This is a genomic window from Ruegeria sp. BG6 (assembly GCF_056538465.1).
On record NZ_JBQFTB010000006.1, the window covers coordinates 185,462 to 210,987 of the forward strand.

At 60.0% G+C, this 25,526-nt stretch carries 25 protein-coding genes; 13 read left to right on the plus strand and 12 right to left on the minus strand.

From position 1 onward, the window contains the following. Window positions 1-3 precede the first annotated feature (3 nt). Window positions 4-1,779, plus strand: coding sequence for an aspartate--tRNA ligase (gene aspS / locus ACR0JW_RS13045; protein ID WP_170680877.1), 1,776 nt, complete (start codon window positions 4-6; stop codon window positions 1,777-1,779). 346 nt (window positions 1,780-2,125) lie between these two features. Here the strand turns inward: aspS and ACR0JW_RS13050 are convergent, their stop codons facing one another. After that, the gene (locus ACR0JW_RS13050; RefSeq protein ID WP_170680875.1) at window positions 2,126-2,845 is read right to left on the minus strand and encodes a response regulator; all 720 of its coding nucleotides are present in this window, start codon (window positions 2,843-2,845) and stop codon (window positions 2,126-2,128) included. A gap of 151 nt (window positions 2,846-2,996) precedes the next feature. On the opposite strand from ACR0JW_RS13050, the gene ACR0JW_RS13055 reads away from it, so the two are divergent. Continuing rightward, window positions 2,997-3,971, plus strand: coding sequence for a 2-dehydropantoate 2-reductase (locus tag ACR0JW_RS13055; RefSeq protein WP_170680873.1), 975 nt, complete (start codon window positions 2,997-2,999; stop codon window positions 3,969-3,971). 6 nt (window positions 3,972-3,977) lie between these two features. On the opposite strand, the gene ACR0JW_RS13060 is transcribed toward ACR0JW_RS13055, so the two are convergent. From ACR0JW_RS13060 to hrpB, 3 genes are all read right to left on the minus strand, one after another. After that, window positions 3,978-5,456, minus strand: coding sequence for an inorganic phosphate transporter (locus ACR0JW_RS13060; RefSeq protein WP_170614721.1), 1,479 nt, complete (start codon window positions 5,454-5,456; stop codon window positions 3,978-3,980). Between the two features lie 90 nt (window positions 5,457-5,546). After that, complete coding sequence (locus tag ACR0JW_RS13065; protein WP_170614720.1) at window positions 5,547-6,005, minus strand: NUDIX hydrolase; 459 nt, start codon at window positions 6,003-6,005, stop codon at window positions 5,547-5,549. Between the two features lie 177 nt (window positions 6,006-6,182). Next, complete coding sequence (hrpB, locus tag ACR0JW_RS13070; protein WP_170680869.1) at window positions 6,183-8,630, minus strand: ATP-dependent helicase HrpB; 2,448 nt, start codon at window positions 8,628-8,630, stop codon at window positions 6,183-6,185. 123 nt (window positions 8,631-8,753) lie between these two features. On the opposite strand from hrpB, the gene meaB reads away from it, so the two are divergent. From meaB to ACR0JW_RS13095, 5 genes are all read left to right on the plus strand, one after another. Continuing rightward, window positions 8,754-9,731, plus strand: a complete 978-nt coding sequence (gene meaB / locus ACR0JW_RS13075; RefSeq protein WP_170680867.1) for a methylmalonyl Co-A mutase-associated GTPase MeaB — start codon at window positions 8,754-8,756, stop codon at window positions 9,729-9,731. Between the two features lie 165 nt (window positions 9,732-9,896). Then, on the plus strand, window positions 9,897-11,033 hold the full coding sequence (locus ACR0JW_RS13080; protein ID WP_170680865.1) for a Hint domain-containing protein: 1,137 nt from the start codon (window positions 9,897-9,899) through the stop codon (window positions 11,031-11,033). A gap of 222 nt (window positions 11,034-11,255) precedes the next feature. Beyond that, the gene (rpmB, locus tag ACR0JW_RS13085; RefSeq protein WP_170614716.1) at window positions 11,256-11,543 is read left to right on the plus strand and encodes a 50S ribosomal protein L28; all 288 of its coding nucleotides are present in this window, start codon (window positions 11,256-11,258) and stop codon (window positions 11,541-11,543) included. Window positions 11,544-11,940: 397 nt separating this feature from the next. Beyond that, window positions 11,941-12,291 carry a hypothetical protein gene (locus ACR0JW_RS13090; protein ID WP_480714026.1) on the plus strand — a complete coding sequence of 117 codons (351 nt, stop codon included), beginning with the start codon at window positions 11,941-11,943 and terminating at the stop codon, window positions 12,289-12,291. A gap of 40 nt (window positions 12,292-12,331) precedes the next feature. After that, complete coding sequence (locus ACR0JW_RS13095) at window positions 12,332-12,805, plus strand: copper chaperone PCu(A)C (protein ID WP_170680863.1); 474 nt, start codon at window positions 12,332-12,334, stop codon at window positions 12,803-12,805. 96 nt (window positions 12,806-12,901) lie between these two features. Here ACR0JW_RS13095 and ACR0JW_RS13100 read toward each other — a convergent pair whose 3' ends face one another. Beyond that, on the minus strand, window positions 12,902-13,510 hold the full coding sequence (locus ACR0JW_RS13100; protein ID WP_170680861.1) for an HdeD family acid-resistance protein: 609 nt from the start codon (window positions 13,508-13,510) through the stop codon (window positions 12,902-12,904). A gap of 60 nt (window positions 13,511-13,570) precedes the next feature. Further along, window positions 13,571-14,266, minus strand: a complete 696-nt coding sequence (locus ACR0JW_RS13105) for an NAD-dependent deacylase (RefSeq protein WP_170680859.1) — start codon at window positions 14,264-14,266, stop codon at window positions 13,571-13,573. A gap of 28 nt (window positions 14,267-14,294) precedes the next feature. On the opposite strand from ACR0JW_RS13105, the gene ACR0JW_RS13110 reads away from it, so the two are divergent. Beyond that, window positions 14,295-14,738 carry a low molecular weight protein-tyrosine-phosphatase gene (locus ACR0JW_RS13110; protein ID WP_170680858.1) on the plus strand — a complete coding sequence of 148 codons (444 nt, stop codon included), beginning with the start codon at window positions 14,295-14,297 and terminating at the stop codon, window positions 14,736-14,738. On the opposite strand, the gene ACR0JW_RS13115 is transcribed toward ACR0JW_RS13110, so the two are convergent. Both ACR0JW_RS13115 and ACR0JW_RS13120 read right to left on the minus strand, forming a co-directional pair. Then, window positions 14,735-15,685 (minus strand): LysR family transcriptional regulator, encoded by a 951-nt coding sequence (locus ACR0JW_RS13115; RefSeq protein WP_170680857.1) that lies wholly within the window; start codon window positions 15,683-15,685, stop codon window positions 14,735-14,737. The two genes, ACR0JW_RS13110 and ACR0JW_RS13115, sit on opposite strands and share 4 nt — an antisense overlap. Before the next feature lie 65 nt (window positions 15,686-15,750). Then, window positions 15,751-16,062, minus strand: a complete 312-nt coding sequence (locus ACR0JW_RS13120; RefSeq protein ID WP_170614710.1) for a hypothetical protein — start codon at window positions 16,060-16,062, stop codon at window positions 15,751-15,753. 520 nt (window positions 16,063-16,582) lie between these two features. Between ACR0JW_RS13120 and lepA the strand changes: the two genes are divergently transcribed. Continuing rightward, entirely contained in the window at window positions 16,583-18,382 is a 1,800-nt protein-coding gene (gene lepA, locus ACR0JW_RS13125) for a translation elongation factor 4 (RefSeq protein ID WP_170614709.1), read from the plus strand. A 39-nt stretch (window positions 18,383-18,421) separates the two neighbouring features. Here lepA and ACR0JW_RS13130 read toward each other — a convergent pair whose 3' ends face one another. Continuing rightward, window positions 18,422-19,390, minus strand: coding sequence for a restriction endonuclease (locus ACR0JW_RS13130; RefSeq protein WP_170680854.1), 969 nt, complete (start codon window positions 19,388-19,390; stop codon window positions 18,422-18,424). A gap of 474 nt (window positions 19,391-19,864) precedes the next feature. After that, entirely contained in the window at window positions 19,865-20,125 is a 261-nt protein-coding gene (locus tag ACR0JW_RS13135; protein WP_170680852.1) for a DUF4282 domain-containing protein, read from the minus strand. A 206-nt stretch (window positions 20,126-20,331) separates the two neighbouring features. Between ACR0JW_RS13135 and ACR0JW_RS13140 the strand changes: the two genes are divergently transcribed. Next, window positions 20,332-20,652, plus strand: coding sequence for a hypothetical protein (locus ACR0JW_RS13140; protein WP_170680850.1), 321 nt, complete (start codon window positions 20,332-20,334; stop codon window positions 20,650-20,652). A gap of 106 nt (window positions 20,653-20,758) precedes the next feature. Continuing rightward, the gene (locus tag ACR0JW_RS13145) at window positions 20,759-21,211 is read left to right on the plus strand and encodes a hypothetical protein (RefSeq protein WP_170680848.1); all 453 of its coding nucleotides are present in this window, start codon (window positions 20,759-20,761) and stop codon (window positions 21,209-21,211) included. 87 nt (window positions 21,212-21,298) lie between these two features. Here ACR0JW_RS13145 and ACR0JW_RS13150 read toward each other — a convergent pair whose 3' ends face one another. Then, window positions 21,299-21,823, minus strand: coding sequence for a type II toxin-antitoxin system Phd/YefM family antitoxin (locus tag ACR0JW_RS13150; protein ID WP_170825096.1), 525 nt, complete (start codon window positions 21,821-21,823; stop codon window positions 21,299-21,301). A gap of 791 nt (window positions 21,824-22,614) precedes the next feature. Then, window positions 22,615-22,956 carry a metalloregulator ArsR/SmtB family transcription factor gene (locus tag ACR0JW_RS13155; RefSeq protein WP_170680846.1) on the minus strand — a complete coding sequence of 114 codons (342 nt, stop codon included), beginning with the start codon at window positions 22,954-22,956 and terminating at the stop codon, window positions 22,615-22,617. A gap of 341 nt (window positions 22,957-23,297) precedes the next feature. Between ACR0JW_RS13155 and ACR0JW_RS13160 the strand changes: the two genes are divergently transcribed. Further along, window positions 23,298-23,930: an ATP-dependent Clp protease proteolytic subunit gene (locus tag ACR0JW_RS13160; protein WP_170614701.1), complete on the plus strand. Its 633-nt coding sequence runs from the start codon at window positions 23,298-23,300 to the stop codon at window positions 23,928-23,930. A 133-nt stretch (window positions 23,931-24,063) separates the two neighbouring features. After that, complete coding sequence (clpX, locus tag ACR0JW_RS13165) at window positions 24,064-25,332, plus strand: ATP-dependent Clp protease ATP-binding subunit ClpX (protein ID WP_170614700.1); 1,269 nt, start codon at window positions 24,064-24,066, stop codon at window positions 25,330-25,332. The last annotated feature ends 194 nt before the right edge of the window (window positions 25,333-25,526 follow it).

Genomic DNA, 25,526 nt, shown 5'->3' on the forward strand with positions numbered 1-25,526 from the left:
TCCATGCACGCCTACCGCAGCCACACCTGCGCCGCTCTGACCGCCGCCAATGTCGGTGAAACCGTCCGCCTGTCCGGCTGGGTGCATCGGGTCCGAGATCACGGCGGCGTGCTGTTCATCGATCTGCGCGACCATTTCGGCGTAACCCAGGTGCTGTGCGACGGCGACAGCGCCGCCTTTGCTGCCCTGGAAAAGGTGCGGTCCGAGTGGTGCATCCGCATCGACGGCACTGTCAAGGCGCGTGATGCCGAACTGGTGAACCCGAAATTGCCGACCGGCGAGATCGAGGTATATGTCCGCGAACTCGAAGTGCTGGGCGCCGCCGAAGAACTGCCGCTGATGGTCTTTGGCGATCAGGAATACCCCGAGGAAACCCGCCTGCGCTATCGCTATCTGGACCTGCGCCGCGAGGCGATGCAGCAGAACATGACCCTGCGCTCGGACGTTGTCGCCTCGATGCGCAAACGTATGTGGGATCAGGGCTTCCGCGAGTATCAAACGCCGATCATCACCGCCTCGTCACCCGAAGGCGCGCGCGACTTCCTGGTGCCTTCGCGCCTGCATCCGGGCAAGTTCTACGCCCTGCCGCAGGCCCCGCAGCAGTTCAAGCAGCTGATCATGGTGTCGGGTTTTGACAAGTATTTCCAGATCGCGCCGTGCTTTCGCGACGAAGACCCGCGCGCCGACCGCTCGCCCACCGATTTCTACCAGCTCGACCTCGAGATGTCGTTTGTCGAGCAGCAGGACGTGTTCGATACCATCCAACCCGTTCTGACCGGCGTGTTCGAAGAATTCGGCGGTGCTCGCAAGGTCGATCAGGACTGGCCGCAGATTTCCTACAAGGACTCGGCCCTGTGGTACGGCACCGACAAGCCCGACCTGCGCAATCCTATCAAAATGCAAGTGGTCTCCGACCACTTCCGTGGGTCTGGCTTTGCGATATTCGCGAAGCTGCTCGAGCAGGAAGGCACCGAAATCCGCGCCATCCCTGCGCCGACTGGTGGCAGCCGAAAGTTCTGTGACCGTATGAACGCCTTTGCCCAGAAAGAAGGTCTGCCCGGTATGGGCTACATCTTCTGGCGCGATCAGGGCGAAGGCATGGAGGCCGCTGGCCCGCTGGCCAAGAACATTGGCCCCGAGCGGACCGAGGCGATCCGTCAGCAGTTGGGTCTGGGTGTCGGCGATGCGGCTTTCTTCCTGGGCGGCAAGCCGAAAGCCTTTGAAAAGGTTGCGGGCAAAGCGCGCGACGTGATCGGCGAAGAACTGAATCTGACCGAGAAGGACCGTTTTGCCTTTGCCTGGATTGTCGATTTCCCGATCTACGAGCAGGACGAGGAAACCGGTGCGATCGATTTTGAGCACAACCCGTTCTCGATGCCGCAAGGTGGGATGGAGGCGCTGAACGGCAACCCGCTGGACGTGCGCGGCTATCAGTATGATCTGGCCTGCAACGGGTACGAACTTGTTTCGGGCGCAATCCGGAACCACAAACCCGAAATCATGCTGAAGGCCTTTGAACTGGCTGGGTATGGCGAGGACGAAGTCAAGTCCCGCTTCGGCGCCCTGTTCAACGCCTTCCACTATGGCGCGCCGCCGCACGGCGGCTGCGCTGCCGGTATCGACCGGATCGTTATGCTGCTGGCGGATGAGGCGAACATCCGCGAGGTCATGATGTTCCCGATGAACCAACGCGCCGAGGATCTGATGATGGACGCCCCGTCCGATCCGACCTCGGATCAGCTTATGGAACTGGGCTTGCGCCTCATTCCGCAGGAGTGATCCGGTAACGCCCGCCTTGCGCGGGCGGTTGCCCTGACGGGCCGTTTCCGGGATCGCGCCATAGGCCCCGCGCATCGATGCGCGCTGACCGGTGATGCAATCCCTTAATCCACACGAACCCACCTCATTTGGCGCAAGGCGTGAATTGCCTTTCCCCTCGGCATCCTGGCCTCACCACTCACGCAGGGGTCTGACCGGACGACGATCAGCCGCTCAGCCAGCGGATCAGTCAAGCGGGTTTTCCAGATGCTGCCGGTTGTTTCGAATACTTCGCGCCGCCGTGCGCGTCTGCCGGTAGGCCCATAGAAACAGCAGCGTGGCCGTGATGAAATACGCCGTGACCATGTCAGATCGCCTCCCGCTGTTGTAAGCGGGACTGAACGATACCGGCCACCTGCGCCGCCCGCGCGGTGACAGGCGCACCTGCAGCCCGGGACGCGGCCAGCTTTTGCGCGGCGTCTGCCAGCACCGTGTCTTCCGCATCGCGGGCCACGCCGGTCAGGAATTGCGCGGCGTAGTCCAGCGTCCGGTGGTCGTTTGGCCCGGCCAGAACGTCGGCGATATGGGCCATGTCGTCCTGATAGGCCATCGGATCGGGGCGTATGACCTCATCCTGGATGGCATGCAGTCCGCCGGGGCGGCGATCTTCGGGCAGCAACTCCAGAATAGTGCGCTGAAAACAGGCCAGAGAGTTCAGGGGCTTGTTCAGAAAACCGTCTGCACCGGCCTGCATTGCAAGTTGCTCGGCACAGTCGTCGCCGGACAGGCCCAGAATGACACCGATCCGGGGAGAGGCCTCGTTAAGCTCGGCAATCAGGTCCGCCCCGGGCCCGTCGGGCAACCCCATATCAACCAGAATGACCGATGGGCGATAGATCTTCAGATGACGCCGCGCAGATGTCAGACAGTCCGCCCGCCGGATCCGCGCGCCGCTGTGCAGACACATCAGCCGGATCGCATCGCAGGCATAACGGCTGTCCTCGACAACCAGAATGGTTTGCCCCAAAAGCGGGCGCGTGGCGGTGGGCAAAGAGCGTGTGGCTTCGAAAGGGTTCGAATCGTCCATGGCAGACCTCCTGATCAGCAGATGCCTCACGCTAGGATCTCCTGGCTAACACAGGGTTAATTTTGCACTGCACGCCAGAGGCAAACACTGGCCGTTTCCCGTCGGCTCGTGCTACCAAACCTTCTGACCCGCCAACGGCAGGAGGGCCGTCATGAACATCGTCATTGCCGGAGCCGGCAGCATCGGGTGCTATTGCGGCGCGTTACTGGCCGATGCGGGGCATCAGGTCACCTTGCTGGGTCGCGCCCGAATTCTGGACCCGATCCGGGGGCAGGGCCTGACGGTAACCGATTTCTCGGGCCTGCATCGTCACATCGCGCCGGACAGATTGACCCTGAGCGAAGACCCGGCCTGCCTGTCCCGGGCCGGGATCGTGATTGTGTCGGTCAAAACGGGCGCCACGGCGGATCTGGCGGCGGATATAGCCCGCTTCACACCGACAAGCGCACCGATTGTGTCGTGGCAAAATGGTATGGAAAACGCACGCATCCTGCGCGCAGCCTTGCCGGGGCACGATGTGCGCGCCGGAATGGTGCCATTCAACGTTGTGCCGACAGAACCCGCCTGTTTTCACCGGGCAACCTCCGGCGATATCATAATCGAAAGCGGATCAGGCGCATTGGGCCAGACGCTGGGCAGCGCGGATTTGCCGGTGTCTGAAAGTGACGATATTCAGGCGGTGCAATGGGGCAAACTGGTCATCAACCTCAACAACGCCCTGAATGCCCTGTCCGGCCTGACCCTGCGCGAACAGCTCATGAACCGGGCGTGGCGGCGTTTGATGGCCGATCAGATGGGTGAAGCACTGCGCGTGCTGAAAGCCGCCGGTCATCCCGTCGCGTCGACCACGCCGCTTCCGGCGTGGATGACGCCATATGTTTTGCGTCTGCCAACACCGCTTTTTACCCGGATTGCATCCCGGATGCTGACCATTGACCCCAGCGCACGCACATCCATGGCCTATGACCTGGCGGCAGGCCGGCCGACGGAAATCGACAGTTTGCAGGGCGAGATCGTTCGCATCGCCAATGAAGCTGGCACTTCGGCGCCACTGTGCACAAAGGTACAGGCCCTGATCGAAAGAGCCCCTGCCGAGCCTTTGACACCGGACCGGGTCCGGGCTTGAGACAGCTCAGGAAAACGCCGTCAGCACCCAGAATATCACCGCAGACATTGCCGCTGCCGCAGGCACTGTAATGACCCATGCCGCCACAATGGTCATGAAATGCGACCGGCGTACCAGCTTGCGGCGTTGGTACTCTTCAGGTGCCAGCTGCAACTCGGACGAGCGCCGGCGGTTGGTAACTTTCCGTCGGCGGTCCGAGTGCCACTCGCGGTAGAAGCCAACCCCGAAAACCGCGCCCACAGCGATGTGGGTCGAGCTGACGGGCAGGCCCAGCCAACTGGCGAAGATTACCGTAATGGCTGCCGACAGGGCCACGCAGAATGCGCGCATCGGGTTCAGTTTGGTGATCTGGCTTCCGACCATGCGGATCAGCTTGGGGCCGAACAGGAACAGGCCAAACGAGATGCCGAAGGCCCCAATGACCATCACCCAAGTGGGAATGGACACCTTGGCCGAGAAATCTCCGAACTCTGCCGCGTGCACAATCGCCGCAAGCGGGCCAACCGCGTTGGCGACGTCATTGGCACCGTGGGCAAAACTCAGAAACGTGGCCGAAATGACCAAAGGCAACCCGAAAAGGGTTTTCAGCGATCGGGTGCGGTTTTCAAGACCTTCGGACTTGCGACGCACCCAAGGCACGGTAACCGCCCAGACCAGCAGGGCTGCGGCCAGGCCGATCAGCAGGGCGTATTCCAGATCGATCTTCACGATCCGCTTCAGGCCCTTAACGGACAGATAGGTGGCAAATGCCCCGGCCATGACCGCGACGAGGATCGGAACCCAAAAGCGGGCAGCGGCAATCTTGTCGTCCTGATACTGGATCTTGGCCTTGATCAGCGCCAGGAAACAGGCGGCGATTGCGCCGCCCAGCACCGGCGAAATGACCCAACTGGCGGCAATGGCCCCCATGGTGCCCCAGCTCACCGCGCTCAGCCCGGCGGCCGCAATTCCGGCGCCCATGACGCCGCCGACCACCGAATGAGTCGTGGATACCGGCGCGCCGATCCAGGTGGCCAGGTTGACCCACATGGCCGATGAAATCAGCGCTGCCATCATCGCCCATATGAAGACGTTGTTGTTTTGCACCGACATCGGATCGATGATGCCTTTCGAGATGGTCGAAACCACATCGCCGCCAGCCAGCAAAGCTCCGGCGCTTTCGGCAACGGCGGCGATCAGGATCGCACCGCCCATGGTCAGAGCGTTGGCACCTACCGCAGGGCCCATATTGTTGGCCACGTCATTGGCGCCGATATTGATCGCCATATAGGCCCCGAACCCTGCGGCCGCGACCACTATCAGACTGCCATCGGCCTGACCGAACAGTACCGCTGCGGACAAACCGGCCAGCGCGATGAAGGCCAGCGCGATCCCCGGGGCCAGCAACGGCCGCGCCACATGCGCATTCGCATGCTCGAGCCGTGAAATACGGTGAAGGTCGCTGTCCAGTGCGCGCCAGCGGGATTTGGTCTGCGATTCTGACATCTGTTTGGGCCGTTAGGGATTTGGATGCAGGCCGCTAACGGTTTTCGGCAGGTTGGGCAACCGACATGTCATCAATTTTACGTTTTACTGTTACAAATGCAGCAGCAAATCGCGCAATTCCGGCTCGTTCACACGTTCCGCGGCCACTTTGGGCGACACCCAGCACCGCTGACGCTCATGCGCCTCGGGGTATTGATCCGACAGTTCCGTCACCGGTATGCGGTAGACATTTGTCCGGACCGCCTGGGATGTGCCGTCCTTCAGGATCTTGTCATAGGTGAAATGCCCGATCGGCGTTTTGTCGAAAGATGTGGCCCGCACGCCGGCCTCTTCCCACGCTTCCTGCAAAGCGGTCTCGGCCCCGTCGAGGCCGTCAATCGGCCAGCCCTTGGGAATGACCCACCTTTTGGTTTCGCGGCTGGTGATCAGCAGAACATCCTCACCGGTTTCGGTTCTGCGTGTGCAAAGCGCGGCAAACTGCACCCGTTCCGGGCGCTGAAACAGAGGTTTGCCGACCTCGTTCCAGAGCTTTTGTAGCTTGTTTTTCATGTGTTCGCGTCAGTTTCCATAACCTACATTAGGCAGATATCATTTAGGAACCTAACGGAGTGTTTTCAACGAGCTTTCATTTCCGGAAAATGTTGCCGCTCCGACTCTACCACGTGCTCACCAACACCCGGTGGCGGTCACGAAAATTCACTGAAAATCCCGCGCGGGGAGCTGTCTTCACTTGTGGCGCCTGTTGGCGCGAAGGGTCGGGTCGGCCTGAGTCGGATCTTCCGGCCAGGGGTGTTTGGGATATTGCGCCCGCATATCCTTGCGCACATCCGCATAGGACCCCGCCCAGAAACCCGGCAAATCGCGCGTGATCTGGATCGGACGCTGTGCCGGCGACAGCAGGGTGATCTTCAACGGTTCATCCCCGATGACCGGGTGGCGCGTCACTCCGAACATTTCCTGCAACCGGACCGAGATTTCGGGCACCGCCCCGCCATAGTCGATCGGAATTTTCCGACCCAGCGGTGTCTCGAACGATCCTGGTGCGCGGCGGTCCAGCTCCTGCGTCTGCGTCCAGTCCAGTCGCGCCCGCAGGGCAGGCAACAGATCGAAGCGTTTCCAATCCTCGGCATTGCGCACGCCCGCCAACATCGGCAGCAACCAGCTTTCCAGATCCGCCATCAGACCTTCGACCGAGAAGTCCGGCAAGTTCACCCCTCCGGCCCGGACCAGTTCCACCCGCGCCGCAAGGCGGGCGGCGGCCCCGTCCAGGCGCAACCCCAGATCGCGTACACCGTCCAGCATGGCGCGTGCCACTCGCTCTTCGGGCACGTCCTTCCAGATCCTGTCGTCCAGAGTGATCGCCCCGAACCTTTCCTGCTGGCGGGCCACGACCCTGCGTTCGCGCCTGGACCAGTCGCAACTGTCGACCCATCCGATCTGATCGGTGAACAGGTCGCGGATGTCCCTCTCGGTGATCTGCACCGCCATTCGCACGCGGGCCTCACGCGGGTTTCCGTCCGTGTCGATCACCACCAGATAGGGTGCGGCGGCCAGCGTGTCGCCATCGTCCAGCACAATACCCTTGCCGCCTGAAAGGACATAACGCGGCATGTCCCCCCTGCGCCGCTGACCGATGCGGTCGGGATAGGCCAGCGCCGCCATGGCCGCAGGGGACAAATCACCGGTCCCGCCGGATTGCGCCCGCAACCGCCTGGTTTCGCCCTTGATGCGCTCCACAACACCTATGTTCACCGGCCAGACCCGATTGCGTTGGAACGTGCGTGGATCTCGTAACGCTTCAAGCCTAAAGGACAGATCGGTTGGCGCGCCCTTCAACGGATCCCGTTCGGCCATCAACGCCGCCAGCGGTGCGGCGTCAGCACCCGCGCGCACCAGCATGTGCCCCAACCGAGGGTGCAGGGGCAGCGCCGCAAGCGCCCGCCCGTGATCAGTGATCCGCCCACGGGCATCCAGCGCACCCAGCATCGCCAACAGTGCCCGCGCTTCGGACATGGCCCCCTCGGGCGGTGGCGTCAGAAATGCCAGATCGCCCGATTCGGCCCCCCACAATGCAAGCTCCAGCGCCAGCCCGGTCAGATCTGCCGCCTCGATTTCGGCGGGTGGGTAGGCGGCCATGGCCCCATCCTCGCCTTTCGACCACAGCCGATAGCACAGGCCTTCGGCGACACGACCGGCTCGGCCCGCGCGCTGAATGGCCTCGGCACGCGTGACCCGTTCGGTCACCAGCCGGGACATGCCCGATCCGGCATCGAACCGCGCCCGTCGCGCCTGTCCCATGTCGACCACCACCCGTATGTCGGGGATGGTCAGAGAGGTTTCGGCAATCGAGGTTGCCAGCACCACCTTGCGCCCCTGATCAACTGGCGCAATTGCGGCGCGCTGGGCGGCAAAGGGCATAGCCCCGAACAAGGGCCGTACCACGCAGTCGCCGGGCAACCGCCCCGACAAGGCCGACTCGGCACGCCGGATTTCACCCTCGCCCGGCAGAAACACCAGCATCCCGCCGCCTGCCGCGCGGCTGTCACGCTCGGCCCGCACGACCAGATCGACCAGCGCATCCAGCCGTCGTGCCTGCGCGCTCAAAGGTCGGTCCAGCCAGCGTGTTTCAACCGGGTAGCTGCGCCCTTCTGACGTTACCAGGGGGGCATCCACCAGTTGCCCCACCGGTTCTGCATCCAGTGTCGCCGACATCGCCAGCAAGATCAGGTCGTCCCGCAACGCACCCGTGACCTCAAGACACAGGGCCAGACCCAGATCGGCATTCAAGGACCGTTCGTGAAATTCATCGAAAATCACCGCGCCAATACCCGGCAGGTCGGGTTCGGACTGCAGCATCCGGGTCAGAATACCTTCGGTCACAACCTCGATCCGGGTCGTTTTCGAGACTTTGGCATCGCCGCGCACACGATAGCCCACGGTCTGGCCTGCGCGCTCTCCTAGGGTTTCGGCCATGCGCTCGGCCGCAGCTCTGGCCGCCAGCCGCCGGGGTTCAAGCATGACTATCCGGCCTTTGCACAGGCCGGCCTCGAGCATCGCCAGAGGCACCCGGGTGGTTTTGCCTGCGCCGGGCGGGGCCTGCAAAACGGCACGGCCCCGCGCCTTCAGCGCTGAGATCAGATCGGGCAGGGCATCATCTATCGGCAGTCGGGTCATGCCGCCTTATCCCCAATGGCACCGCCAAGGTCCAGAACGCGTGCGCCGAAACCTTGCAGCAGACACTGGACAAACCCGGCCCCACTCCGTCATCTAGGGAAAATTTCGACGAGGGACCCATCCATGAACACACCCGAGCTTGGGGGCAGAATTATGCAGGGCGACCGCCGCGCGCTGGCACGCGCCATCACGCTCGTAGAAAGCCGCCGCGCCGATCACCGGGTGCAGGCCGCCGAATTGCTGTCCCATCTGGCAACAGCGGATCGGCAATCGCTGCGCATCGGCCTTTCGGGGACGCCGGGTGTCGGCAAATCCACCTTCATCGAGAGCTTTGGCATGATGCTGACGGGGCAGGGGCTGCGCGTCGCGGTTCTGGCGGTCGACCCCAGTTCGGCCCGCTCGGGCGGCTCGATTCTGGGCGACAAGACCCGGATGGAACGGCTGAGCCGCGAGAGAAACGCCTTTATCCGCCCGTCCCCCAGCCAAAGCCACCTGGGGGGTGTTGCCCGCCGCACGCGCGAGGCGATTGCCCTGTGCGAAGCGGCCGGCTTTGACGTGGTGCTGATCGAAACCGTGGGCGTCGGCCAGTCCGAAACCGTGGTGTCGGAAATGTCCGATCTGTTCCTGTTGCTGCTTGCGCCCGCGGGCGGCGACGAATTGCAGGGCGTCAAGCGCGGCATCATGGAAATGGCCGACATGATTCTGGTCAACAAGGCAGACGGCGACCTGAAGGCCACCGCCACCCGCACCTGCGCCGATTATGCCGGTGCGCTGCGCCTGCTGCGAAAACGTCCGCAGGACCCCGAAGGTTTTCCGAAGGCGATGACCGTCTCGGCGGTCGAGGAACATGGGCTGGAACAGGCCTGGGACGAGATGCAATCCCTCACCCAATGGCGCCGCGACAACGGTCATTGGCACGCGAACCGGGCTGCGCAGGCCCGCTTCTGGTTCGAACAGGAGGTGCGCCATGCCCTTCTGGCGCAGCTCGACGCACCCGAAATCCGCGCCGAGATGGAGCGGCTGAGCGCCGAGGTCGGTTCGGGCGATATCAGCCCCACCGCAGCGGCGGATCGTATGCTCGGCACCCTATCCGGGCAGTAGGTCCGGGCCGGAATTCCGGCAAAGGTGGTGCGATTCCATCTGATGTTGTATTATATATGAATACTTAACGGGATCCGGGCGCTCTGGCGCTCGTCCCTCAAGGCGGCACATGTTGACGCCGCAGGGCAGGAGCCAGACTGAACAGATCAACGGGAACTGTCGATCATGCCCAATATCAATGGCACCAACGGTGCCGACAACATCGATGTCACCAACAACAACGGCACCCTGAACGGTACGCCGCAGGGGTCGCCGATCGACAATATCCGTGGGCGGCAGGGCAATGACGTCATCAACGTCTCGAACAGCACGGTCTTGGGCGATGTGCGCGGCAATGCCGGAAGCGATGACATCACCATCACGGGCAGCACCATCGGCGGCACGCTGGCGGCCGGCAGCGCAGGCGACACGGTCACCGTCCGGGGATCGGACGTTTCCAACATCCGCCTGGGTGGCGGCAATGATACGCTCGATTTCCAAAGCACCAATGTGTCCGGCGATATACGCGGTGGCGGTGGAACCGATACGCTGAACCTGCCTGCGGGCACGGTCATCACCGACAACACATTTGGCACCATCACGGTTGTGGCCGGGACAGGTTATTCGTTGTCCAGTGGCACGTTCACCCTGCCATCGGGCAGCACCGTGACCTACTCCACCTTCGAAAACGGAGCCGGTGTTCCCTGCTTTACCCGCGACACGGAAATTCAGACCGAACACGGACCCGTGCCCATCCAGAACCTGCGCACGGGCGACAGACTTCCCACCGGCGGCCACGGGCTGCAGCCCATTCGCTGGATCGGTCGCCGCCGCATGGGCGCAAAGGTTCTTGCCGCCAACCCCAAACTCCGGCCCGTCCGGATCCATGCCGGAGCCCTGGGCGGCGGGTTGCCGCAGCAGGATCTGTTGGTCTCCCGGCAGCACCGCATGGTAGTGCGGTCGAAAATCGCCATGCGCATGTTCGGCGCGCCCGAGGTGCTGATCCCCGCGATCAAGCTGACGCAACTGCCGGGTATCCATGTCGATGACACGCTGGCTGAGGTAGAGTATTTTCACCTGCTCTTCGACCGGCACGAGATCATCTTTGCCGAAGACGCCCCCACCGAAAGCCTTTTCACCGGACCCGAAGCGCTCAAGACCCTTAGCGATGCGGCGCGCGAGGAGATTTTCGCCATTTTCCCGGAACTGGCGGACGTGACACATGAGTCGGATCCCGCCCGTTTCATTCCGCGCGGACCGCAACAGGCACGGCTGGTCGCGCGCCACTTGCGCAACAACAAGCCCCTGCTTCTGAACTCGTGATCCGGGCAGCAAGGATTGCGATTATTGCCCGAAACGGATAGCCCGATCTGACATCGCGGATTACCTCCGAAGGTGTCGGAAAGAATTCGCAGCATCCGTCTTGACCCTTCCGCCGATTCCCACTACACGCATCCAACCAGTTTTCGGGCGCGACTTCGGGTTGCGCCCCTTGTGATTTGGCCGCAGGCAGTAGCCCGGCCTCCAGAAACAAAGGAAGAAACCATGTCGCGCCGTTGCGAACTGACCGGAAAAGGCCCGATGACTGGCAACAATGTCAGCCACGCCAATAACAAAACCAAGCGTCGCTTTCTGCCGAACCTGAACGACGTTACTCTGCAGTCCGAAACACTGGGCCGTGGCGTCAAGCTGCGCATTTCGGCTGCCGCTCTGCGTTCGGTTGACCACCGCGGTGGTCTGGACGCGTTCCTGGCCAAAGCCAAAGACGATGAGCTGTCGGCAAACGCGCTGAAAGTGAAAAAGGAAATCGCCAAGGCACAAGCCTCGGCCTGATCTTTTTCACAGCAAGAGTTTTGGCCCTGCACCCGCCCGGTGCGGGGCCTTTTTCTTGGCCTGATTGCAAACTGTTCCTCAAAGAGAAATAGTTTTATTCTCTTTCGTGAAATTGTTCACAGACGTCCATCGGTGGCAGGTCTATTGTCTGACTCGCAATTCCGGTGGAGATTGTGGATATGTCGTTAAAATCGTTTTACTTTTTCTCTCTGTTGGCTACCGTTTGTGCCAGAACCTTTGCGGCCTGCACGCGGATGCAGAGACGGGTGAACCATCTTCACACCAGCCTGACCAAAAGCCAGGTCCGTCGTAACGGCGTGGATACCTGACGCGGAGAAAAGGACGCAGGCGAATGCCCTTGTGACGCGCGCGAAAGCGGGCGTATATCGCGGATAAGATGAGATCCGTATTCAAGCAAAATCTGGCTCTGGCCATTTCCCTGCTCGTCATTCTGACCGGGCAGGGGGTGGCTGTATCGCGGGGGATGGACCGCGCCGTTGGTCAGATGGTGCTGTGCACCGGAACCGGCCCCGTTGTCGTCTACATGGACGAAGACGGCCAGCCCACCAAAGCCCCGCATTACTGCCCTGACTACGCCCTGAGCCTTCTGGGGGCGTTGGCGGCGGAGCAACCCGAGTTGCCTGCTGCTCCGCGTCTTTCGCAACCGGCCCCATTGCCGTTGGCCGAAAACCTCGTCGCCCGGACGCTGCCGCGCAAACCGGCCCGCGCGCCTCCTTTTCTGATCTGATTCCAAACCAGTTTTCAGATCCAATCAAAGGAGAGGCACAATGTCCTTCAAATCCACCCTGTTCGCCACCATCGCCACCGCAGCCATGGCCACTACCGCATTTGCTCAGGATCTGATCCTGGTCGAAGATGCCTATGCCAGATCCTCGGGCAAATCGGCCAAGGCCGGCGCAGCTTTCATGATGATCCGGAATGACAGCGGTCAGGATGACCGTCTGGTCGGTGTGACGTCGGATGTGGCGGCACGGGTCGAGCTTCATACCCACAAGGTAGACGAAAACGGCGTCGCCAAGATGATGCATGTCGAGGAAGGCTTTGCCATCCCCGCGGGCGAGGTCCACATGCTGAAACGCGGCGGCGATCACGTGATGTTCATGGGTCTGAAGCAGCCGTTCGAGCAGGGTGCAACCGTTCCTGTCACCCTGATCTTCGAGCAGGCCGGTGAAGTCACGGTCGAGGTCCCGGTCGATCTCGAGCGTCAGGACCAGGGCGGCCACGGCTCGCATTCCAACTGAACCAACGCCTGTCTTCAGGCCGCTCTGCGGCCGTCATCCATGCGTCAGGCCGGGTTTAGCCCGGCCTGTTGCCCTTTGACGGTCCGGGTATGTTTGTTATCTGTTGACGACACGCATGGCGATCCGGTCATGGGCGCGTTTGAACCGGGCCGTCAGCCAGAACATTACGGCGGCAAATGCTAGCGCAGAAAACGCAATAGCCCATCCCAGCGCAACCAACCCGCTGCCGGGCCAGAACATCAGAACCAAACCGATCAGAATGGCGATGATTCCGGAATTGCGTAGGGTCGGCCCTGCCGGGTCCATCTCGTGCATCTGCCGCCACGTCATGACGGATCCGATCCCGACAATCAGCGCCCAGGCCCCAAGCAGGAAGAAGGCAAGCCGGGCGGTTCCTTCGGGCCAGATCAGCAGGATCATTCCAATCAGCACGGCGCCGATGCCGAACCCGCCAATCAACCCGCGCCGCCCGAACCCCAGCAACGTCAGCCCGCCATCGAGAATCAGCAACAGACCGACCAGTTGCAACAGAACCGTAATGCTGCCGGTCGGCCAGAACAGGGCTGCAAGCCCAAGTGCGGCGGCCATCAGCCCACGCAGCAGAAATGTCCACCAAAGATTTGCCAGCTTGTCACCAAGCGCGTCCCGACCTGCAAATGTGCCGTCTTCCAGAACTTCACCGCTCCGGGTCTGATGTTCCTCCATCGGGGTCTCCTGTTTTCGGGTCTCATCCAATACGCGTGAACCCGATTGTAACGGATGGCATCAGGTCCGATCCAGCAGCCGATCCACCCACCCGGGCACGATCTGTGTGGCCGGGCCAAATACCGTCTCATCAAAATGGGACGCTCCGGAGGACGGTTCAAGGTTCAGCTCGATCGTCTGCGCCCCGGCGGCCTGCGCCTCGTGCACAAAAGCCGCCGCAGGATAGACCTGACCCGATGTGCCGATGGCGGCAAAGATCGCGGCGTCGGCCAGATGATCATAGATGTCGTCCATGAAATAGGGCATCTCGCCAAACCAGACGACATCGGGGCGTCCAGTTGGGTGGTCGCAGGCGGGACAACGCTCGCCCACTACCATTTCCGTCGGGGCCTGCCACCGATGATTGCAGGCCGAGCACAATGCGCCGGCCAGAGTGCCATGCATATGGATGACCCCTTTGGCCCCGCCCGCCTCATGTAAGCCGTCAACATTCTGGGTCACGATGACCACGTCTCCGCGCCAATCCCTCTGCAGCCGCGCCAAGGCTTCATGCGCCGCGTTCGGCTGCACCTGCGCGGCCTGTTTTCTGCGGGCATTGTAGAACCCGTGGACCAGCGCCGGATCGCGGGCAAAACCTTCGGGCGTGGCCACATCTTCGATGCGGTGCTGCGCCCATAATCCGCCTTCATCGCGAAACGTGCTCAACCCGCTTTCGGCTGAAATTCCAGCTCCGGTCAGAATGACGATCTTTCCCATGTCTCCTCCGCGCGCTAAACCTTGGCTCATGACCCACCGTATCCTGTTTGTCTGTCTCGGCAATATCTGCCGCTCACCCGCGGCCGAGGGCGTGTTCCGCGCCCGTGCCCCGCAGCACGAAACCGACAGCGCCGGCACCATGGGCTGGCACACCGGCAATCCGCCCTATGGCCCGATGCAGACCGCCGCTAACGCCCGGGGCATCGACCTGAGCGACCTGCGCGCGCGGCAGTTCCTGGCGGCCGATTTCAACCGGTTCGACCTGATCATCGGGATGGACGCCAGCAACATCGCAGACATCGAGGCCTTGCGCCCACCGGGCAACCAAACCTCTGTCCGCCTGCTGACAGACTTCGCGCCCCAGATCGGGACCGACCATGTGCCCGATCCGTACTATACCCGTGATTTTGACGGTGCGCTTGACCTGATCGAAGCGGCGGTCGAAGGGCTTGACGCCCACCTGAGGGCTTAGCCGATCACCTTCAGCCGGTCGCTGAGCCACGGCACCTGCTCGATCGCGGGGTCAAGGATATGGCTCCGCATCAGCCTTTGAATCATGCCCGCAATCTCGCGCGGAACCTCGTCGGGCCAGTCCGTGCGGGTGAACAGTGAGATGGTGCGCGAAAACTCTCCGAACGGGGCCGGGTAGACTTCAAGCCCGTCATGAAACCGCGCCGCCCGCATATAGCCCAGCGGTGTGGTGATCGCCCAGCCCAAGCCCCGCGCCACCATCGCCATCAGCGCCAGATGCGAGCCGATCTCGAACCGTTCCTCGAACTCGATCTGCTGCCGCGCCAGCTGGCTCTCGATCTGGCGGCTGATCAGCTGCTCGCGGGCATACCGCAGGAACGGCAAGTCCCGCAGCGCGGCCTCCACACCTCCGGCGCCTTTTGGGGCCACCAGTATGAACGGATCGCGGACCAGAGGGTACTCAACCACCCCCTCCAGCACCTCGCCGCTATGGGCCGAGACCGCCAGATGCAACCGCTGTTCCTCAAGCGCCTGAAACAGGTCAAGGCTGGACAGCGTGATCAGTTTGAATTTCGAGCGGGTCAGACTGTCGGCTAGCAACGTTGCCAGCCGTGGGGTCAACTCGTTGTCGAAATCGTCGATCAGACCGATGGACAGCGTGGCCAGATGCCCCAGGTCCATCACGGAAAGCTCGCTCTGCGCCATCTGCAATTCGGCCAGCACGGCCCTGGTCCGGGCCAGAAAGCTGCGCCCGGCCTGCGTCAGCCGCATCGGTCGCCGCCCGTGATCCACAAGCTCGGCCCCCAGCGCGTTTTCCAGATTGCGCAACTGCTGGCTGACCGACGGCTGGCTTAGCCCGGTGATCTCGGCCGCCTGCGCCACCGATCCCGTCCGCGCCAGCGCCTCGAACACTTCGAGGCCGCGCAAGCTCAGCCCTTTCATAACCATGCAAAATCCTCTCGCTGCGCCTTTTCTGAGGGGCAGCGGGCGTCAGGTCAAGGATTGCGTCCGGCTTAGCTGCAGATCGCCTGCGCCATCTGGCCGAAGTTCTGATACCGATCCCACAGCGCGTCATCGCGCGCGGTTTTCGACATCTTCAACTCCTGCGCCTTGTGGGGGTCGGTAAACCACTTGGCGACGGTCTTCTGGTCGCTGCGCGTCAATGCCTGATTGGCCACATGCTGAATGCAGCTGCACCGATCCCGCGTCGCCGCCGCCCGGTCGGACGCCAGACATGCCTGTTTGATCTTGGCCGCATACGAAGGGGCCGGAGCCACCGCCGTCAGCGACGCCGCACAGAATGCGATTAAGAGGAACTGTTTCATACTCGAGCCTCGTTTTTATTGCCTGCCCGGAGAGATCTGACGCCCCTCTCGGTCTGCGGCGGAGTATGAATTAATCGGGGGTTCGGATCAATCATGCGTTGCGAAAAAGTGATTGCCGGGGTCAACCCCGCCACACCCGTAGGCCGGGCTTCAGCCCGGCACCGGTCAAGGCAGGAACGCCAACCACTCTTGAACAGCTTCAATTGACCCTTCGATTGTCTGGAATACTCGGCAGTATGCACTGGCCCCGGCGACCGGAATGTTCCATCGGATAACCCCTTCTTCGGCAGGATCAGTTCTGCGCGCACCAGACCTGCAGGTCTTCCAATCCAACCTTCAGCATCGTCCCTCAGGCAAGACACGATTGCCGACGCAGGTGACGGCAGTTTCACTGCAACCCACCGCAGAGCACAGTATTGTCGGCATTCGTTTGCCAAGCTCCAATTCTTTCTTGGCTCAGGTTCCGATTGCAGTCGTTCTCCACCTTGACCGCCTTAAAAAACCCGCTAATACGCGGAACATGACAGACCTCGCTCATATCCGCAATTTCTCCATCGTCGCGCATATCGACCATGGCAAATCCACCCTTGCCGACCGGCTCATCCAGGAGACCGGAACGGTGCAGGATCGCGACATGAAGGAACAGTTGCTCGACAGCATGGATATCGAGCGCGAGCGGGGCATCACCATCAAGGCCAACACGGTCCGCATCGACTATACCGCCGACAACGGCGAGCAATACGTCTTGAACCTGATCGACACCCCCGGCCACGTCGACTTCGCCTATGAGGTCTCGCGGTCCATGCGCGCGGTCGAAGGCTCGCTGCTGGTCGTGGACTCGACCCAAGGGGTCGAGGCGCAGACGCTTGCGAACGTGTATCAGGCCATCGACGCCGATCATGAGATCGTTCCGGTACTGAACAAGATCGATCTGCCCGCGTCCGACTGTGACCGCGTGGCCGAGCAGATCGAGGACGTGATCGGCATCGACGCGACCGACGCCATTCAGGTTTCGGCAAAAACCGGGCAGGGCATCCACGAGACGCTGGAAGCCATCGTGCGTCAACTGCCCGCGCCGAAGGGCACTCTGGACGCGCCGCTCAAGGCGATGCTGGTCGATTCGTGGTACGACGCCTATCTGGGTGTGATCGTTCTGGTCCGCATCATGGACGGCACGCTGAAAAAGGGCATGCGGGTCAAGTTCATGTCGAACGGCACCCTGCACCATGTCGACCGCGTCGGTGTGTTCCGGCCCGAAATGCAGATGATCGACAGCCTTGGCCCCGGCGAGATCGGCTTTCTCACCGCCTCCATCAAGCAGGTCCGCGACACCCGCGTCGGTGACACCATCACCAATGACCGCAACGGCACCGAGGTCGCCCTGCCGGGCTTCAAACCCGCGCAGCCGGTGGTCTTCTGCGGCCTCTTTCCCGTGGACTCGGCCGAATTCGAGGACCTGCGCGACGCGATCGACAAACTGGCCCTGAACGATGCCAGTTTCAGCTTTGAAATGGAAACCTCGGCCGCGCTGGGCTTTGGCTTCCGCTGCGGCTTCCTGGGCCTCTTGCACCTCGAGGTCATCCGCGACCGCATCGAACGCGAATATGATATCGACCTCATCACCACGGCGCCGTCGGTGATCTACCACGTCTTCATGAAAGACGGTGAGATGATCGAGCTGCACAACCCCGCCGACATGCCGGACCTGTCCAAGGTCGACCACCTGGAAGAACCGCGCATCAAGGCGACCATTCTGGTGCCCGACGAATACCTCGGCGACGTGCTGAAACTCTGTCAGGACCGCCGCGGCATCCAGATGGACCTGACCTATGCGGGCAGCCGCGCCATGGTCGTCTATGACCTGCCGCTGAACGAGGTCGTCTTCGACTTCTACGACCGTCTGAAATCGGTGACCAAGGGCTATGCCAGCTTCGACTACCAGATGACCGGCTATCGTGAGGATGCACTGGTCAAGATGTCGATCCTTGTGAACGACGAACCGGTCGATGCGCTGTCGACCATGGTTCACCGCGACCGGGCCGAGATGCGGGGCCGGGCGATGTGCGAAAAGCTGAAAGACCTGATCCCGCGCCACATGTTCAAAATCCCGATCCAGGCCGCCATCGGAGGCAAGGTCATCGCGCGCGAGACCCTCTCAGCGCTGCGAAAGGACGTGACTGCGAAATGCTACGGCGGCGACGCCACGCGGAAGCGGAAGCTGCTGGACAAGCAGAAGGCAGGTAAAAAGAAGATGCGCCAGTTCGGGAAAGTGGATATCCCGCAGGAGGCGTTTATTTCAGCGTTGAAGATGGACAGCTAAGGCTGTCCAATTTTTGAGTATTTTTGAGCGACGGGCACTCTATGTATTAGATGTAAGAGTGCCTGACCCAAGTCGCAATCGCCGTCCGGAATCTTGGTCTATTGCTTCTACGGAAACATCCATGCTTTGGTAAGATTTTGGCACGCCCAGCACCTTAATATGAGATCTTAAAATGTTCTCTGGTAAGGTGCTATATTTACGGTAACGCACCAAGTGGTTTTTCGACGGGTCTAGGTCATCAGTAGCCATGATAATGTCACTGTGATTTTCACCAATTGTTTGCTTTAAATAGGCTGAAGGAAGGTTCGAGGCAAAGGCAAAATAGACTTCTGGAGAAATTTTTATCTTCAATTCACACTCTGAGATAGGAACAGCACTTCCGTCCTCTCCGTCCATCCAGAGTGGTTGGTTTAAAGTCCTGTGGGTAATGGATTTTGACAGAGTATTGTATTTAAAAAGATCACTTGTCGAAAAGTTTGATAGCAGTCCTTTTAAGTCCATCCCGCAGATAAATCGGTCCAGAGTAAGCCGTATCTTCGTGCCTTCTGAGTTCTTGGCAAGGGTTACCTCAAGTGAGATGTTTTCAACGGTGATGAATTTTATAACGATTGGTAGGCTAGAAAGAGGATTGTCGAGCTGCTTGGATAGATGGTCAGCTTTGCATAGGGATATACCAAGGCGATGAGCTTTTTGAACAGCGTTTTTACTGAATCCGATACGTGAAACGATTATGCCTTTATTTGCTCGTACATCCTGAATAATTGAGTGAAACGCATCGACTTTTGGTAAGTCTACTTTGCGTAGATAATCTTTGCACTCAATAATAGTTTTAATCTCATGTCCGGCAATATTTGACGTAATCAAAACATCAATTTGTCGCTCTCCCTCGGGAGATTCCAACATAACATCCCTTTCAACAATTGAATCGCCCTGCTGGCTAGAGATGATCCGATAAAGTTTTTCTACTTCTTCTTCAAATTTCCTTCCATCATTACGCTTATTTTTCAAAATATTCTCCTGGGTGTTGTGCGGAAGGGTGATTACAACGAGGAAACGCGCGCAAAATTTGTGTTTCCTAGGCACTGTAAAGCTCGAACAAATACTCTTTGCAAGACCCAATTGCTGACAAAACTGATTACTATATACTAGTTTCTTTTTAGAGGAGTCGGTTGCGAGGTTTCGATCTAAGGCATCACCTTGCGGCATGCTTTTTTCTCGCACGATGCCGAGGCGTGTTTGTTCCTGCAGTTATGCGGATCGATTGTTGCAGACGCGTTTGCGATCTAGGGCTTCGCCCGTTTGAACGAAACCATCCACTGGATGGTTTCTGGGAATCTTTCTCACTCCACTGGAACGTTTCCGAGACGTGCTTCATCGCCTCGGGTCGGCGTGGTCGCTTAGTCAATTGATTGATCGCGCTAGAGGCACGGCCTCAAACCACGTAAGCGGGGGGCGCAGGTCACGACGCCCCCAACTGTTCTATCACTTGGATTTCAGCGTCTCGTCGATCGAGAACAGCACCAGCGCAAGTTCGGTGCCGATGCGCAGGCCGATGATCGAGAAGAGGCCGCCCAGCAACGTCGCCAGCGAGATGCCAAGTTTGGTCCCGAAGGGCGCCCAGGACGCAAAGGTCGAGATGATCGAGATCAGCGTGGCCAGCACAATGAAGATCGCGCCGATGATAAACAGTATTCTTGCAACTTTCGGAAAGTAGAATTTGTCAAACGAAAGAAATTGACTCATTTGCGTCATGGTTTAGTCCTGTTAAGCTTCTGTTTTTACTGGAAATCATCCGAAATTGAATCCGTCAACGGGTGACGCAACGTAAAGTTGTGCAGTTCGGTCATCGCCTCAGATTTTCTGACCTGTTCACTGTGACCAATCTCACAGCCCCAGCCTTTTGGACGTGCTATTGTCGCTTCAACGGAAACACTCCTCAGGAGTCTCCAATGTCCACGTCCCTGATCCCAATCATCGCCCTCGGGTCGGCGGGTCTCTATTCCGTCGCCATGATCTCGATGAAGTTCTGGTGGAAGATCCCCGGTGTCGGCCTTGGCCTGCTGATCGTCGCCACCCTGCTGGCCGCAGCCACGCTGGAGCTTGCCGCTTTGCGGGATGAACGGCTGGGCATCATTTATACCGGCATTCTGGGGGCCGAGGTCGTTCTGATCGCCATCGCCTCATACTTTCTGTTCGGCGAGAATTTTTCGCATCGCGAAGTGATTGGCATCGCGCTGGTCATCGTCGGCACCGCGTTGGCCTGGGCCTGATCCCGGTATCTTATCGTCCTCTGAACCAATCATGAAGTTTCCCTTAGGTAAGTTGTAACCCGCTTTCTCCCTTCCAATCTGTTCAGCAGACAAAAGGAGAGAGCCCATGACCAGATACATGACAGCCGGGGCAGCCGCTCTGGCCACGACCCTCGCCCTTGGAACCGCCGCGCTGGCAGATGCCACACCGGATCTGCGCGGCACCTGGGCCGGCAGCTACACCACGGTTTCACCCTCGCGCACCGCCACCGGTGACGTGCCGCGCTTTAACAATGCCGAATGGGTGCTGCATATCGAAAAGCAGCAGGACAACGTGTTCTGGGGACCCAGCAAATGGCGGCGTGCGGCCAGCGAGGACTGGACTGTCTATGACGCCACCGGCTCGGTCAGTCTGGACGGGTCGGGCAAGATCGGCATCGTCGAAAGCTCGGCCGATCCGACGATTGGCGTGAATGCCCTGATCGATGCCCGCTATGAGGATGGTAAGATCTATGCGGATTTCCGTAGCCTGCGGAACGGAACGACCTACAGCACTGTTCTGGAACGTCAGGTGAACTGAAGTGTTTCCGGCCCGGTCGGGCTGTAGGGGGTACTGGCTGTCGTTGGCAGCGCGTAATAGGTAATCCCGCCCGGGCCGGAACGCTTCTCAAAATTGGAACCAGCGTCTCCGCCAGGAGGGGACGGGCCGGGCGGCAAGCTCGCCGCCCGCGACAGGGTCCAGACCGCCCGGCGCAAGAATGCGGCGTTCCTCGGCGCGGGTCATCTGGATTTCGCGAACCTTCAGCGCGGCCCCGCGCGCGGTGACATAGGTGCCGTCCGGCCCCGGTTCCATCCCCGGAATGTTCCGTCCCAGCGACCACATTCCGCGGATGCCGTTCAGGGGATGTTTCCACCCGATCTCGTCATCGTCCTGCAGGTGCCAGATTCGGTTCACCTCGGCGACCGAGATCAGCACCGCCGGCAGTTTGCCGTGGCGGGTCAGGATGATCACCTCGCGGGGATCCTGAGCGCGGGTGACCAGATCGCCCAGATGGGCGCGGGTCGTGGGAAATTGTGCAGCGCATCGGCGAATCTCCGTATGTACGATTCGAAAGATCGCGGGTCCGATGGATGTATTAACCCTGCAATTTCGGCCAAAGGCACCGCGCGGGGCCTTCGCACCTGCAGAAATCGCTCAAAATCGGGCCGCTGTTTCATGTCCGGACTTATCCACCCTCAACCCCACGCGGCATCGCGGATTTCAGAGTTGTCCACAACTCTTTCCCGGTGGATACCAACAGGTTATCCCCGTCTAATTTTTATGCTGCAGTGCTATTTTCTTGTCGGTTGAGGGTGTGAATGTAACAGTCTGATCACCGCAGCGGTTCTTAGGAACCCAAGCGGGACGCAAGGGCCAAGGGGGCCGCGGTGATGAAGGCGGATCTTAGGATTTAGTTTTTATCACAATGGCTTACCGGTGGCGGATCGGTTGAGTTGGGCTTTATGTCCGGATCAGATGATCAGCCTCTCAGACGGTTCGTGCGTGCTGCGCCGCGACACTGAGCGTGACGCAGCAGCTTCGGTCCTTTCGGGGGCCGGGCAACTGGATCGTGATGTCTTTCGGGACGGATCGGACCGGCAAGGCGTCAGGGGTGTCCGCAAGGATACATGCAAAGACCGCGTCTGCGCACCTGACGCCTTTTCCTTTTTTCGAACCCCGGGTTCATACAGGCTGCCACTACTCACCTGCCAACGAGAGCGGGGTTCTTTTGCTTGAGCAAAAGAACCCCGCATTTGTGTCAGGATATGCAATTCCGCGTCTGTGCACCTGTGGGTAACATCCTACATGACCTTTTTGAGGTGCGCAACTATATATGGGGTGCGCTGTCGTCGCTTGCGCAATATGCAGAGGCCGCTCGGTAGTTGTTCAATGTGTGGCCAATGAGTTTTTTGGCCTGTCCGTTGTCCGTAGTGGAACAGTTGTCAGGCGTGTTTCCCGGCGCAGAACAGCTCGTAAACCACTTCCAGTATCCGGCGCGGGCGATCATCTGCCAGGCGATAGTAAATGGCTTTACCTTCGCGGCGGGGCGTCACAAGGCCTTCCAGTCGCAGACGGGAAAGTTGTTGCGACACAGCGGCCTGACGCGCAGACAGCAACGTCTCCAGCTCGGTCACAGATTTCTCTCCGGACACCAGATGGCACAGGATCATGAGGCGACCCTCGTGACTGATGGCTTTTAGAAAGTTGGACGCTTCTGTGGCGCTGGTCACCATACGGTCCAGGTCTTCAGAGTTCATGTCCTGTGCGAGCTGAGGCAGTGCCATTGTTCTGATCCTTCTTGGCCCGATAAATGGGCAGGTGTTAACCAATTACAGACGCGCAATATGGACTGTGTAGATACAGTTATTGATCATGCATCACAATATGCATGCATCAAAATACCGTGATGGAAGACACAGGCCACCGAAGCCAAACCGCATTTCGATGATTTTCCGGACACCGATCCGAACCACGGGCGTCCTCAAATGCCACTCGACAATTCCAAAAGCAAGAATACCTGACCGATGTCAGCCGACCCCTTGCGGCCCCTCTGTGCCGATACTAAGACTCGTGTAACTTTTCTTCGGGTAGTGTCCCGATCCATAGCAAAGCAGGCAGGTTCCGAATGTTCGATCCCGTAGACACATATATGAACACTCTTGTCCCGATGGTCGTCGAACAGACCAGCCGGGGTGAGCGCGCATACGACATCTTCTCGCGCCTCCTGAAAGAACGGATCATTTTCATCAACGGTCCGATACACGATGGCATGAGCCACCTGATCGTGGCGCAGCTGCTGCACCTTGAGGCGGAAAACCCGAACAAGGAAATCTCGATCTACATCAACTCGCCCGGCGGCGTCGTCACCAGCGGTTTGTCGATTTACGACACAATGCAGTACATCAAGCCGAAATGTTCGACATTGGTGATCGGTCAGGCGGCCTCGATGGGTTCGGTTCTGCTGGCTGGGGGCGAGAAAGGCATGCGCTTTTCGCTGCCCAACAGCCGGATCATGGTGCACCAGCCCAGTGGTGGCTATCAGGGTCAGGCCAGCGACATCATGATCCATGCGGCCGAGACGCAAAAGCTCAAGGATCGTCTGTATGATATCTACGTGCGTCATACCGGACAGACCAAAAAGGCGGTTGAAAAAGCGCTGGATCGTGACAATTTCATGAGCCCGGAAGAAGCCAAGGACTGGGGCCATATCGACGAGATCGTCGAAAACCGCGCCAAGATGGGCGGAGAAGAGGCCTGAGTTCAAAACCTCGCGCGCACTGCGCGAGGTGCGATTTTGAGATTGTAGCGGCCCCGGCGCTGGCCTAAGCTGTGTCAAAAGGCGGCAAGCGCGGCTCGAGGGGGTCGCTGGGATGGAGCCCGAAAGGTAGAACATGGCGACGAATTCAGGCGGTGACGGCAAGAACACGCTCTACTGCAGTTTCTGCGGCAAGAGCCAGCATGAGGTGCGCAAACTGATTGCCGGCCCGACCGTGTTCATTTGCGACGAATGCGTCGAGCTGTGCATGGATATCATTCGCGAGGAAACCAAGGCCAGCGGCCTGAAATCTTCGGATGGCGTGCCGACGCCCAAGGATATCTGTGAGGTGCTGGACGATTATGTCATCGGTCAGGCCACTGCCAAACGGGTTCTGTCGGTTGCCGTGCACAACCACTACAAGCGCCTGAACCATGCCCAGAAGGCGGGCAATGATATCGAGCTGGCGAAATCGAACATCCTGCTGATCGGCCCCACCGGTTGCGGCAAAACCCTGCTGGCGCAAACGCTGGCACGGATTCTGGATGTGCCATTTACCATGGCGGATGCGACGACGCTGACCGAGGCTGGATATGTGGGTGAGGATGTCGAAAACATCATTCTCAAGCTGCTTCAGGCCAGCGAATACAACGTCGAGCGTGCGCAACGCGGCATTGTCTATATCGACGAAGTCGACAAGATCACGCGCAAGTCAGAAAACCCATCGATCACCCGCGATGTTTCGGGCGAGGGCGTCCAGCAAGCGCTGCTGAAACTGATGGAAGGCACCGTGGCCAGTGTTCCGCCGCAAGGTGGCCGCAAGCATCCGCAGCAGGAGTTCCTGCAGGTGGATACCACGAATATCCTGTTCATCTGCGGTGGTGCGTTTGCCGGGCTCGACAAGATCATCGCGCAGCGCGGCAAGGGTTCGGCCATGGGTTTCGGCGCAGACGTCCGCGAGAATGACGAGCGCGGTGTCGGCGAGATTTTCAAGGATCTTGAGCCGGAAGACCTGCTGAAATTCGGCCTGATCCCGGAATTTGTCGGCCGTCTGCCGGTTCTGGCCACGCTGGAAGATCTGGATGAGGACGCGTTGGTTACCATCCTGACCAAGCCCAAGAACGCCTTGGTCAAGCAATATCAGCGTCTGTTCGAGCTGGAAGATGCCGAACTGGCCTTTACCGATGACGCATTGCAGGCAATCGCCAAGAAGGCCATCGAACGCAAGACCGGCGCGCGTGGTTTGCGCTCGATCCTCGAAGACATCCTGCTGGATACCATGTTCGACCTGCCGGGGATGAAAAACGTGACCGAAGTGGTGGTCAATGAAGAGGCCGTGATGTCAGACGCTCAGCCTCTGTTCATCTATGCCGATGCCGGACAGGAATCCGCCTCTGCGGGTTGATCGGACACGGTTCTGAAAAGTCGGTTGGTTTCGCCCTTTCCAGGGGGGCGCTGCCCCCATCGCGGCAGGCCGCGATTCCCCCGGGATATTTTTAGCCAGATGAATAAAGGATCCCTTGTTCATCTGGCCGCAAATATCCCGGAGCGCGAGGCAGAGCCTCGCGAAAGCACCGCGGTGCAAACCCCGGATGAACC

Coding starts and splice junctions, on each gene's coding strand:
- ACR0JW_RS13110 (WP_170680858.1), top strand. CDS start 14,295: ATGACCCACCGTATCCTGTTTGTCTGTCTCGGCAATATCTGCCGCTCA.
- ACR0JW_RS13095 (WP_170680863.1), top strand. CDS start 12,332: ATGTCCTTCAAATCCACCCTGTTCGCCACCATCGCCACCGCAGCCATG.
- ACR0JW_RS13100 (WP_170680861.1), bottom strand. CDS start 13,510: ATGGAGGAACATCAGACCCGGAGCGGTGAAGTTCTGGAAGACGGCACA.
- aspS (WP_170680877.1), top strand. CDS start 4: ATGCACGCCTACCGCAGCCACACCTGCGCCGCTCTGACCGCCGCCAAT.
- ACR0JW_RS13065 (WP_170614720.1), bottom strand. CDS start 6,005: ATGAAAAACAAGCTACAAAAGCTCTGGAACGAGGTCGGCAAACCTCTG.
- meaB (WP_170680867.1), top strand. CDS start 8,754: ATGAACACACCCGAGCTTGGGGGCAGAATTATGCAGGGCGACCGCCGC.
- ACR0JW_RS13105 (WP_170680859.1), bottom strand. CDS start 14,266: ATGGGAAAGATCGTCATTCTGACCGGAGCTGGAATTTCAGCCGAAAGC.
- ACR0JW_RS13160 (WP_170614701.1), top strand. CDS start 23,298: ATGTTCGATCCCGTAGACACATATATGAACACTCTTGTCCCGATGGTC.
- ACR0JW_RS13120 (WP_170614710.1), bottom strand. CDS start 16,062: ATGAAACAGTTCCTCTTAATCGCATTCTGTGCGGCGTCGCTGACGGCG.
- ACR0JW_RS13115 (WP_170680857.1), bottom strand. CDS start 15,685: ATGGTTATGAAAGGGCTGAGCTTGCGCGGCCTCGAAGTGTTCGAGGCG.
- ACR0JW_RS13155 (WP_170680846.1), bottom strand. CDS start 22,956: ATGGCACTGCCTCAGCTCGCACAGGACATGAACTCTGAAGACCTGGAC.
- ACR0JW_RS13135 (WP_170680852.1), bottom strand. CDS start 20,125: ATGAGTCAATTTCTTTCGTTTGACAAATTCTACTTTCCGAAAGTTGCA.
- ACR0JW_RS13050 (WP_170680875.1), bottom strand. CDS start 2,845: ATGGACGATTCGAACCCTTTCGAAGCCACACGCTCTTTGCCCACCGCC.
- ACR0JW_RS13145 (WP_170680848.1), top strand. CDS start 20,759: ATGACCAGATACATGACAGCCGGGGCAGCCGCTCTGGCCACGACCCTC.
- ACR0JW_RS13060 (WP_170614721.1), bottom strand. CDS start 5,456: ATGTCAGAATCGCAGACCAAATCCCGCTGGCGCGCACTGGACAGCGAC.
- ACR0JW_RS13090 (WP_480714026.1), top strand. CDS start 11,941: ATGAGATCCGTATTCAAGCAAAATCTGGCTCTGGCCATTTCCCTGCTC.
- rpmB (WP_170614716.1), top strand. CDS start 11,256: ATGTCGCGCCGTTGCGAACTGACCGGAAAAGGCCCGATGACTGGCAAC.
- lepA (WP_170614709.1), top strand. CDS start 16,583: ATGACAGACCTCGCTCATATCCGCAATTTCTCCATCGTCGCGCATATC.
- ACR0JW_RS13055 (WP_170680873.1), top strand. CDS start 2,997: ATGAACATCGTCATTGCCGGAGCCGGCAGCATCGGGTGCTATTGCGGC.
- clpX (WP_170614700.1), top strand. CDS start 24,064: ATGGCGACGAATTCAGGCGGTGACGGCAAGAACACGCTCTACTGCAGT.
- ACR0JW_RS13140 (WP_170680850.1), top strand. CDS start 20,332: ATGTCCACGTCCCTGATCCCAATCATCGCCCTCGGGTCGGCGGGTCTC.
- ACR0JW_RS13080 (WP_170680865.1), top strand. CDS start 9,897: ATGCCCAATATCAATGGCACCAACGGTGCCGACAACATCGATGTCACC.
- hrpB (WP_170680869.1), bottom strand. CDS start 8,630: ATGACCCGACTGCCGATAGATGATGCCCTGCCCGATCTGATCTCAGCG.